This window comes from Streptomyces viridosporus, from assembly GCF_002078235.1.
Taxonomy (GTDB): domain Bacteria; phylum Actinomycetota; class Actinomycetes; order Streptomycetales; family Streptomycetaceae; genus Streptomyces; species Streptomyces viridosporus.
The window spans coordinates 1-9,897 of record NZ_MSGP01000470.1 but is presented as its reverse complement, the minus strand read 5'-3'; the positions used below and the strand labels follow the sequence as shown (position 1 = coordinate 9,897).

The following is a 9,897-nucleotide window of genomic DNA, read 5'->3' as shown; positions in this document are numbered from 1 at the left end:
CCATAGCCCTGCTGGCGCGCCAGCAGGGCTATGGCCCGGGCCTCCAGGTCGTGCTGGAGTTCGTCGACCTTCTGGTCGGCCTCGATCACGTTCTCCGCCAGCTTCAGATCGGCGTCGAGGATGGCCGTCGTGGCGCGCCCGATCGCCGACCCGACCAGTCGGGCCATCTCCACCAGACCGTCGCCGATCGAATCCAGTTCCTCGTGGTACGCGTCCCGCATCAGGGTTCCTCTCATGCGTCTGTACAGGGGTTCAGGGGCTTGGGCTCCTGCGAGGTCCGGGGCCGGGTGCCCCGTCGCGGGACCGTCGATCGCGCACCCCGCACGGCCGACGGTCGAACCCCACGCTCCCACGTTCCGTCCCTTACGCGTCCGGTTCCGTCACCCCATATGAACCATCCCTGGCTCCAAGGTGAACTCTGGGCGACGAGTGTTCGAGCTCGCCCTCCGACGGCTGTGGGCACCGCCCGCGCCATGCCTAACCTGGACGCATGGACGTGAACGCGGCGGTCGCCGCAGTGGCAGCGATCGCCGGGGTGCTCACCGGCGTCATCGCCATGCTGGCGTTCCGCTTCAGCGAACGCGAACAACGGCGTCCCCCGCGCACCTCCCTGCACACCGACCCGGTCCTGCCGCCGGGGGTCGACACCGTCCTGTCCGTGCTGCGCTCCTCCGCGGTCGTCCTGGACGAGGCCGACGGCGTGGTCAAGGCCAGCTCCGCCGCGTACGCGCTCGGGTTGGTCCGGGGCGGCAAGCTCGCCGTGGAACCGATGCTGCAGATGGCCCGTGACACCCGGCGGGACGGCGAGATACGGCAGGTCGAGCTGGACCTGCCCCGCCGGGGCACCGGACGGGGCGAGGCCCTGGCGGTCTCCGCGCGGGTGGCGCCGCTCGGCTCGCGGCTCGTGCTGCTGCTCGTCGAGGACCTCACCGAGGCCCGCCGCATCGAGGCGGTGCGACGCGACTTCGTCGCCAACGTCAGCCATGAGCTCAAGACCCCCGTCGGCGCCCTCTCGCTGCTCTCCGAAGCCGTCATGGACGCCTCCGACGACCCGGAGGCCGTGGAGCGCTTCGCCGGGCGCATGCAGATCGAGGCCACCCGGCTCACCAACCTGGTGCAGGAGCTCATCGACCTCTCCCGGGTGCAGAACGACGATCCCCTCGAGGACGCCGAACCCGTCCGCGTGGACGAACTGGTCGCCGAGGCCATCGACCGGTGCCGGCACGCGGCCGGCACCAAGGAGATCACCATGGCCACCGGCGGCACCGCCGACCTGCACGTGTGGGGCAACCGTGGCCAGCTCGCCGCCGCGCTCGGCAACCTCGTCGAGAACGCCGTCAACTACTCGCCCGCCCGCACCCGCGTGGGCATCGCGGCCCGCAGGGTCGCCCAGCCCGGCGGGGACATGCTCGAGATCGCCGTGACCGACCAGGGCATCGGCATCTCGGAGAAGGACAAGGAGCGCGTCTTCGAGCGCTTCTACCGGGTCGACCCGGCCCGCTCCCGTGCCACCGGCGGTACGGGCCTGGGCCTCGCGATCGTGAAGCACGTGGCCGCCTCGCACGGCGGGGAGGTCACGGTGTGGAGCGCCGAGGGCCAGGGCTCCACCTTCACCCTGCGGTTGCCGGAGGCCGGAGCGGCCCGCGACCGCACCCGTCAGACGTCCCACCGGGACGAGTCCGCCGGCCTCGACCGCGAGGCCGGAGGGTCCCACTCCTCATCGCACCCCTCATCCCCCCACTCTTCCGATCCATCCGCGTACGAAACGCTTCCCTCCCCGGAGGTCCTTCCGTGACCCGAGTGCTCGTCGTCGAGGACGAGGAGTCCTTCTCCGACGCCCTGTCGTACATGCTCCGCAAGGAGGGCTTCGAGGTCGCCGTCGCGACCACCGGGCCCGACGGACTCGACGAGTTCGAGCGCAACGGCGCCGACCTCGTCCTCCTCGACCTGATGCTGCCCGGACTGCCGGGCACCGAGGTGTGCCGCCAGCTGCGCGGCCGTTCCAACGTCCCCGTCATCATGGTGACGGCCAAGGACAGCGAGATCGACAAGGTGGTCGGCCTGGAGATAGGGGCCGACGACTACGTCACCAAGCCGTTCTCCTCGCGCGAGCTGGTCGCCCGCATCCGCGCGGTGCTGCGCCGCCGCGGCGAGCCGGAGGAGGCCGCCCCCGCGGCCCTGGAGGCCGGCCCGGTGCGGATGGACGTCGACCGGCACGTGGTCACCGTGGGCGGCACCAAGGTCGACCTGCCGCTGAAGGAGTTCGACCTGCTGGAGATGCTGCTGCGCAACGCCGGCCGGGTGCTGACGCGCATGCAGCTCATCGACCGGGTCTGGGGCGCCGACTACGTCGGCGACACCAAGACGCTCGACGTCCACGTCAAGCGGCTGCGCGCCAAGATCGAGCCGGACCCGGGCGCGCCGCGGTACCTGGTGACGGTGCGCGGTCTCGGCTACAAGTTCGAGCCGTAGAAGACGTAAAAGCCGTAGAAGCCGTAGAAGCCGTAGAAGACGTAAAAGCCGTAGGAGCTGGAGAAGCCGTAGGAGAGCCGTAGAGGCCGCGGAGGACGCGGAGAGCGTCCCGGCACGGTGAAGGGCGGGCCCCCGCGCGGGGGCCCGCCCTTCACGTGTGCGTCGTGCGACCGGTCAGTCGCCGGCCTGCTGGCTCGCCGAGGCGGCGTCGGTCGGGGTGCCCGACGGGGCGCCCGTGGCGCCGCCGTCCGCCGGAGCCCCGGACTCCGTCGCCCCGTCGCCCTCGTCGGCCGGCTCGTCGGAGGACTCCGCCGACGGCTGCGACGAGGCGCCCGGCGCGGCCGGGATCTCGGTCGGGCCCCAGCTGCTGAAGAAGTGCTCGGCCGGGTAGACGAACGCGCGCAGGCTCACGTCACCGGTCTTGCTGAAGGTGAAGGTGACCTTCTGCGCGTTGCCGTCCTGGACGGCCTCGCGGCTGCTCGGCAGGACGGCGGAGGCGTTGCCCTCGCCGCCGATGATGAGCGAACCGCCGGCCGGGACGGTCAGGCTGCCGCCCTCGGCGGGGGTGAGCTTGACGCTCTTGCCGGTGCCGGGGAGGGCGATCGACTCCAGGGTCTGGTCGGTGCGGCCCTCGTTGAACAGCGTGGCGGCGATGACGGCCGGGCCCGTCGACTCGAGGTCGGGCTGGGTGACGACCACGGCGTTCTGGACCTTGATGTCGCCGACGGTGGTGGCCGCGTTGTCCGGCTTGATCTGCAGGGTCTGGGCGTTGTTGCCGGCCGCACACGCGGAGAGCGAGGCGATCGAGAACGCGATGGCGGCGGCGGCGAGGGCGCCGCGTCGAAGGCTGCTGCTCACGGCGGCGGCAACTCCTTGACTCGAGCGTTGGCGGCCGTAAAGCCGCCTTAAATGATCTGTCAGCGGCCTTAGGTTACCGAGCCGCCCCCGAGTGACCGCACCCGACCCTCCCCAAGGCCCACCCCGTTCCCCGGGAAGGCGGCTTTCCTCCCGGCGGCGTCACCGCATCGGCGGCGGTCCGGTGGCGCACGGGCTCGTGCGTCCCGGACACCCGGGCCGTGAAACCGGGCTGTGGACCCGGGCCGTGAACCCGGGCTTCACGGATTCGGCCGGCACGCGTCCCTCGCTCATCCGTCACTCGTGACCCGTGTGACCCACGCGACTCACGGGCCACTTTCGGCCCGGTGTCCCCGGCCATTCCCATAAGCGGGCCGGGCGCGTCACGCAGGCGCCTTCGCCATAGCCGTCCTCGCACGTCGCGATAGCCGTCCGGGGTGCCGAGCATTTCCCGTGAAGGAATGCGCGGACGGCCTCGGAATTGATCACCGGGCCGCTCATCCTCACACCGTGTGATCAATTCCGGATTCGACCGGAACCCGGCTCCGCTCACCGAACGGAGTAGCGGAAGTCGAGCACTCGGAACCGGACATATGGGGATGTTCGGCCGCTCGTGCGAGCCTTCGGAGGCCTGTAACGTGCGCGTTTCACTTGCCCCGGAGAGCCGCTCCCACCTGCGAATACCTGCTTCCGCTCAGCGTCCGCAGCACGTCCCTGTTGCTGTTGTCAAGCCCCGAGAATGGCCCTGACCTGCGAAAACGCCATTCAGAACACGCCGTATCCGTGTTACCCTGGATAGCCACGGAAGGGGTACCTGTCACATGACGTTCAAGGTTGGCGACACCGTGGTCTATCCCCATCACGGGGCCGCGCTGATCGAGGCAATCGAAACTCGCCAGATCAAAGGCGTGGACAAGACCTACTTGGTGCTGAAGGTCGCCCAGGGTGACCTGACGGTACGTGTGCCAGCGGACAATGCGGAGTTCGTCGGCGTGCGTGATGTGGTCGGTCAGGACGGGCTGGACCGGGTCTTCGAGGTGCTGCGCGCGCCGTATGCCGAGGAGCCCACGAACTGGTCCCGTCGTTACAAGGCAAACCTGGAGAAGCTCGCCTCGGGCGATGTCATCAAGGTCGCGGAAGTCGTGCGTGACCTGTGGCGTCGTGAGCGCGAGCGTGGACTCTCCGCCGGTGAGAAGCGCATGCTCGCCAAGGCGCGCCAGATTCTGGTCAGCGAACTCGCCCTCGCGGAGAACACCAACGAGGACAAGGCCGAGGCCCTGCTCGACGAGGTTCTCGCCTCCTGAGACCGAGGCGGAGCATCTCTCGCTCAGCACTGCTCAGCGCATCGAAATGCCGCGGTGCCCGATGACGTCCTGGACGTCGCCGGGCGCTGCGGCATGTGCGTACCCGGACTCCGTGCACCGTGGTGCCCGCGCCGCACTTGCGCCGCGCCGGGGAATGTGTCATCACTCACGTCCCCGCCCCTGGTGTGCCGGGCCCCGGGCGGCCGGCCCGACCAGAGTCACGGAAGGGGCTGGTCGAGGCGTCGCGCCCGGCACTGCCCCCGCTTCGGGAGCGGGGGTACGCCCAGGCCATACCCAGGTAGGCCGAGCACACAAACCTGACAGGAACCGATGTCTGACGATCCGCTCCCCCCGCCCCCGTCGACCCCCGCACCCGGCCGTGCGACCGCCCGGACGGCGGCCGTGATCCCGGCCGCCGGCCGCGGCGTGCGCCTCGGACCGGGCGCCCCCAAGGCCCTCCGGGCGCTCGGCGGCACCCCCATGCTCATCCACGCGATCCGCGCGATGGCCGCCTCCCGCGCCGTCTCCCTGGTCGTCGTCGTGGCCCCGCCCGACGGCGCCGCCGAGGTCAGGACGCTGCTCGACTCGCACGCCCTGCCCGAGCGCACCGACTTCCTCGTCGTCCCCGGCGGCGGGAGCCGCCAGGAGTCCGTGCGGCTCGGTCTGGAGGCGCTGCCGCCCGGCTACGACATCGTCCTGGTGCACGACGCGGCCCGCCCGCTCGTCCCCGTGGACACCGTGGACGCCGTCATCGAGGCCGTCCGCGACGGCGCCGTCGCCGTCGTCCCCGCGCTGCCGCTCGCCGACACCGTCAAGCAGGTCGAGCCGGCCGGCGCACCGGGCGAGCCCGAGCGCGTGGTCGCCACCCCGGACCGGTCCCTGCTGCGCGCGGTGCAGACCCCGCAGGGCTTCGACCGGGCCACCCTGGTGCGCGCGCACGAGACGGTGACGGACGACGTCACCGACGACGCGAGCATGGTCGAGCAGCTCGGCCCGACCGTCGTCACCGTCCCCGGCCACGAGGAGGCCTTCAAGGTCACCCGCCCCCTCGACCTGGTCCTCGCGGAGGCGGTCCTGGCCCGCAGGAGGCTCAACGATGGCTTCTGAGGCGCTCCCGGTGCTCCCCCAGGTGGGCATCGGCACCGACATCCACGCCTTCGAGGACGGCCGGGAGCTGTGGTGCGCCGGCCTGAAGTGGGAGGGCGAGGGCCCGGGTCTGGCCGGGCACTCCGACGCGGACGTCGTCGCGCACGCCGCCTGCAACGCGCTGTTCTCCGCCGCCGGGCTCGGCGACCTGGGGCAGCACTTCGGCACCGGGCGGCCCGAGTGGTCCGGGGCGTCCGGTGTGACGCTGCTGACCGAGGCCGCGCGGATCGTGCGGGAGGCCGGATTCCGGATCGGCAACGTCGCGGTGCAGGTCGTCGGCCCCCGGCCGAAGATCGGCAAGCGCCGGGAGGAGGCCCAGAAGATCCTGTCGGAGGCCGCCGGGGCGCCGGTGTCGGTGTCGGGGGCCACGACGGACGGGCTCGGCTTCCCCGGCCGGGGAGAGGGGCTCATGGCGGTGGCGACGGCGCTGGTCGTCCGCACGGGCTGAGCGGTCCTCGGCCCCGGAGGGACGCGGGACCGCCGGGCCGTGCGGACGACGCGGCCCCGGCACGACCACCCCGCGCCACCCCGCCGCCGCCCTGCCACCGGTCCGTCGGAGGCCCGCCGCCGGCCCCTCGGAGGCGGGCCGGCGGACCCTGTCCGCCGCCCGTGTTCCGGCGGCCCGCGGGCCGTGTGCGGCGACCCGTACGCGCCAAACCCCCGGAAGGCGCCGGGCACACCCCGGTGCCGACTACCCTGGAGGGGTGACTATTCGCCTGTACGACACCAGCGCCCGGCAGATCCGTGACTTCATCCCGCTCCGGCCGGGTTGTGTCTCGATCTACCTGTGCGGTGCCACCGTGCAGGCGGCACCGCACATCGGGCACATCCGCTCGGGGCTGAACTTCGACATCATGCGCCGCTGGTTCGCGTACCGCGGCCTGGAGGTGACGTTCATCCGCAACGTCACCGACATCGACGACAAGATCATCGCCAAGTCCGCCGAGCAGGGCCGCCCCTGGTGGTCCATCGGCTACGAGAACGAGCGGGCCTTCACCGACGGCTACCACGCCCTCGGCTGCCTGCCCCCCACCTACGAGCCGCGCGCCACCGGCCACATCACCGAGATGGTCGAGATGATGCGCGGCCTCATCGAGCGCGGCCACGCCTACGAGGCCGACGGCAACGTCTACTTCGCCGTCACCTCGTTCCCGGAGTACCTGCAGCTGTCCAACCAGGAGCTGGAGAACCTCCTCCAGCCCTCCGGCGAGGGCGAGACCGGCAAGCGCGACCCGCGCGACTTCGCCATGTGGAAGGCGGCCAAGCCCGGCGAACCGAGCTGGGAGACGCCGTGGGGCCGCGGGCGCCCGGGCTGGCACCTGGAGTGCTCGGCGATGGCGCACAAGTACCTCGGCACCGTCTTCGACATCCACGGCGGCGGCCTCGACCTGGTCTTCCCGCACCACGAGAACGAGATCGCCCAGGCCAAGGCCTACGGCGACGAGTTCGCCCGCTACTGGGTGCACAACGCCTGGGTCACCATGAGCGGCGAGAAGATGTCGAAGTCGCTCGGCAACTCGGTGCTCGTCGGCGAGATGGTCAAGCGGTGGCGGCCCATCGTGCTGCGCTACTACCTCGGCACCCCGCACTACCGCTCGATGATCGAGTACAGCGAGGAGGCCCTGCGCGAGGCCGAGTCCGCGTTCGCGCGCATCGAGGGCTTCGTGCAGCGCACCGTGGAACTCGCCGGCGGACCGGTGGAGCCGTCCGCCGAGGTGCCGCCCGCCTTCGCCGAGGCCATGGACGACGACCTGGGCGTGCCGCAGGCGCTGGCGGTGGTGCACACCACCGTCCGGCAGGGCAACAGCGCGCTGGCCGCCGACGACAAGGAAGCCGCCGTGGCCCGCCTCGCCGAGGTCCGCGCCATGCTGGGCGTCCTCGGTCTCGACCCCCTCGACCCGCACTGGGCCGGCGAGGGCGACCGGGGCGAGGACCTGCACGGGGTGGTCGACAGCCTGGTGCGCCTCGTCCTCGACCAGCGCGAGGCCGCCCGGGCCCGCAAGGACTGGGCCACCGCGGACGCCATCCGCGACCGGCTGGGCCAGGCCGGCCTGGTCATCGAGGACAGCCCGCAGGGGCCGCGCTGGAACCTCGGCCCGCGCTGAGGGACCACGGGGAGCCCCGCGGCTCCCCCGATCGGCCGTGCCGCCCGGGGCGCCGGGCGGCACACCGCACGGACACATCCACAGACGCGACGCACACACCCACCACTTCACGGAAGACGGATACCTCATGGCCGCGAACAACCGCCGCATGTCCGGCAAGAAGGGCGCGCAGGTCGGCAGTGGCGGCCAGCGGCGCCGGGGCCTCGAAGGCAAGGGGCCGACGCCGCCCGCCGAGATGCGCAAGGGCCACGCCAAGCAGCGCGCCGCCCAGGCCAGGGCGCGCCGCGCCCAGGGCCGCCCGCAGCAGCGGCGCGGCGGGGGCCGCTCGAGCTCCGAACTCGTCGTCGGGCGCAACCCCGTCGTCGAGGCGCTGCGCGAGGGCGTGCCCGCCTCCACGCTGTACGTCCAGCAGTTCATCGACAACGACGAGCGGGTGCGCGAGGCGCTCCAGCTCGCGGCCGAGCGCGGCGGGATCAACCTCATGGAGGCGCCCCGCCCCGAACTCGACCGCATGACGAACGGCCTGAACCACCAGGGCCTGGTCCTCCAGGTCCCGCCGTACGAGTACGCCCACCCCGAGGACCTGGTCGCGGGCGCCCACGACGAGGACGAGGACCCGCTGATCGTCGCCCTCGACGGCGTCACCGACCCGCGCAACCTCGGCGCCGTCGTCCGCTCCGTCTCCGCCTTCGGCGGCCACGGCGTCGTCGTGCCCGAGCGGCGCGCCGCCGGCATGACCGCCGGTGCGTGGAAGACGTCCGCGGGGACGGCCGCCCGTACGCCCGTCGCCCGCGCCACCAACCTCACGCGCGCCCTGGAGGCGTACAAGAAGGCCGGGATCGTGGTCGTCGGCCTGGCCGCCGACGGGGAGGCCGAGATCGGCGAGCTGGACGCGCTCGGGGGCCCGGTCGTCATCGTCGTCGGCAGCGAGGGCAAGGGGCTGTCCCGACTGGTCGGCGAGACGTGCGACTTCCGGGTGCGGATCCCGATGCCGGGCGGCGCGGAGTCGCTCAACGCCGGTGTGGCGGCGGGCATCGTCCTGTACGAGGCGGCCCGGCGCCGGGGCTGACGCCACCGGGGGACGAGCGAGGCGCCTGAACGGGTGTGCGACATCGTCACCCACAGGGGGCGTTCCGGACGGTCCGGGCCAGCTTGACGCGGTCCGGACACATCCGGCGGGTCAAGGCAGTGTCCTAACACCACGTCACTCGGTTAGATGAGTGTGGACACCAGAACACCCCGCACACCCACGGGGGACCGCTCGTCGGGACTCGACGACGCTCCCGCGCTGAGCATGGTGAAGGTGCCGAGCGATCCGGCGCAGGTCATCGTCAATCACGCCAGCTTCCGCGTGCAGCTGGGAGCTTCGACGCGGTACGCCCGGTCACCGCGGATCGCACGGTACCCGGGCGCCGAGGACACCGCCCGCATCCCCGTCGTCACCACCATGGGTGCGGCGGGCCGGGCCGCGCCCCGCCGCCGTCCCGTCGTCTGGAGCGGCCGGTCCGCCCCCGACGACACCGGCGCCCACCGGCTCCTGCAGGCCGTGCGGCGCGGGGGCGTCCGGCACACCGACGAACCGCTCGGCGACACCGGGGCCGGCACCCGGGTCATCCCCCGCCCCGGCACCGGTCACGGCGACCACGGCGACCACGACGACGGCCCGGCCACCCAGCCCCTCAGGACCCCGTTCGTCGGCGCCCCGCGCAGGCCCGGCGACGGGCCCCTGCTGCCCCCCATGCGCACGGTCGGCAGCGCCTACGACGAACCCGCCTACGACGGCTTCGCCCACGACGGCCACGGCTACGGCCGCTCCGCGTACGACGACGACGCGTTCGAGGACACCGGCCGGCGCGGCAGGCGGCACGCCGACGACCCGGCCCGGCACGCCTACTACCCCGGCCGCCGGATGAACCTCGGCGTCGTCCTGCTCCCGCTGCGGGTCTTCCTCGGCGGCATCTCCGTCTACGCCGGGATGGGCAAGCTCTGCGACCCCCCTGTCTCTTATACTCATC

The 9,897-nt window shown here is 72.4% G+C and carries 10 protein-coding genes and 1 pseudogene; 8 read left to right on the top strand and 3 right to left on the bottom strand.

What is annotated here, in order from left to right; all coding sequences use genetic code 11:
* Positions 1 to 221 (bottom strand): PhoU domain-containing protein (locus tag B7L92_RS29400; protein WP_304364720.1); only part of this gene is annotated, 221 nt, incomplete at its 3' end.
* A gap of 269 nt (positions 222 to 490) precedes the next feature.
* On the opposite strand from B7L92_RS29400, the gene phoR reads away from it, so the two are divergent.
* Complete coding sequence (gene phoR / locus B7L92_RS29395) at positions 491 to 1,795, top strand: two-component system sensor histidine kinase PhoR (RefSeq protein ID WP_081240402.1); 1,305 nt, start codon at positions 491 to 493, stop codon at positions 1,793 to 1,795.
* Complete coding sequence (phoP, locus tag B7L92_RS29390; RefSeq protein WP_016825667.1) at positions 1,792 to 2,472, top strand: two-component system response regulator PhoP; 681 nt, start codon at positions 1,792 to 1,794, stop codon at positions 2,470 to 2,472. Before phoR ends, phoP begins: the two co-directional genes overlap by 4 nt.
* Here phoP and B7L92_RS40750 read toward each other — a convergent pair.
* Positions 2,454 to 2,627, bottom strand: coding sequence for a hypothetical protein (locus tag B7L92_RS40750; RefSeq protein WP_159461068.1), 174 nt, complete (start codon positions 2,625 to 2,627; stop codon positions 2,454 to 2,456). The two genes, phoP and B7L92_RS40750, sit on opposite strands and share 19 nt — an antisense overlap.
* A gap of 19 nt (positions 2,628 to 2,646) precedes the next feature.
* On the bottom strand, positions 2,647 to 3,330 hold the full coding sequence (locus B7L92_RS29385) for a copper chaperone PCu(A)C domain-containing protein (RefSeq protein WP_081240401.1): 684 nt from the start codon (positions 3,328 to 3,330) through the stop codon (positions 2,647 to 2,649).
* An 818-nt stretch (positions 3,331 to 4,148) separates the two neighbouring features.
* Here B7L92_RS29385 and B7L92_RS29375 point away from each other — a divergent pair.
* From B7L92_RS29375 to B7L92_RS29350, 6 genes and pseudogenes are all read left to right on the top strand, one after another.
* The gene (locus B7L92_RS29375) at positions 4,149 to 4,631 is read left to right on the top strand and encodes a CarD family transcriptional regulator (RefSeq protein WP_003953493.1); all 483 of its coding nucleotides are present in this window, start codon (positions 4,149 to 4,151) and stop codon (positions 4,629 to 4,631) included.
* 330 nt (positions 4,632 to 4,961) lie between these two features.
* Positions 4,962 to 5,738, top strand: coding sequence for a 2-C-methyl-D-erythritol 4-phosphate cytidylyltransferase (gene ispD / locus B7L92_RS29370; protein WP_081240399.1), 777 nt, complete (start codon positions 4,962 to 4,964; stop codon positions 5,736 to 5,738).
* Positions 5,728 to 6,225 carry a 2-C-methyl-D-erythritol 2,4-cyclodiphosphate synthase gene (ispF, locus tag B7L92_RS29365; protein WP_004986513.1) on the top strand — a complete coding sequence of 166 codons (498 nt, stop codon included), beginning with the start codon at positions 5,728 to 5,730 and terminating at the stop codon, positions 6,223 to 6,225. The genes ispD and ispF overlap by 11 nt, the downstream gene beginning before the upstream one ends.
* A 256-nt stretch (positions 6,226 to 6,481) precedes the next feature.
* A complete protein-coding gene (gene cysS, locus B7L92_RS29360) occupies positions 6,482 to 7,882 on the top strand; it encodes a cysteine--tRNA ligase (protein WP_081240398.1) in 1,401 nt (466 codons plus the stop codon).
* Positions 7,883 to 8,009: 127 nt separating this feature from the next.
* Positions 8,010 to 8,951 carry a 23S rRNA (guanosine(2251)-2'-O)-methyltransferase RlmB gene (rlmB, locus tag B7L92_RS29355; RefSeq protein ID WP_081240397.1) on the top strand — a complete coding sequence of 314 codons (942 nt, stop codon included), beginning with the start codon at positions 8,010 to 8,012 and terminating at the stop codon, positions 8,949 to 8,951.
* A gap of 147 nt (positions 8,952 to 9,098) precedes the next feature.
* Positions 9,099 to 9,897: pseudogene (locus B7L92_RS29350) on the top strand (hypothetical protein); the annotation flags it as partial.

Coding starts and splice junctions, on each gene's coding strand:
- ispF (WP_004986513.1), top strand. CDS start 5,728: ATGGCTTCTGAGGCGCTCCCGGTGCTCCCCCAGGTGGGCATCGGCACC.
- B7L92_RS29375 (WP_003953493.1), top strand. CDS start 4,149: ATGACGTTCAAGGTTGGCGACACCGTGGTCTATCCCCATCACGGGGCC.
- phoR (WP_081240402.1), top strand. CDS start 491: ATGGACGTGAACGCGGCGGTCGCCGCAGTGGCAGCGATCGCCGGGGTG.
- ispD (WP_081240399.1), top strand. CDS start 4,962: ATGTCTGACGATCCGCTCCCCCCGCCCCCGTCGACCCCCGCACCCGGC.
- rlmB (WP_081240397.1), top strand. CDS start 8,010: ATGGCCGCGAACAACCGCCGCATGTCCGGCAAGAAGGGCGCGCAGGTC.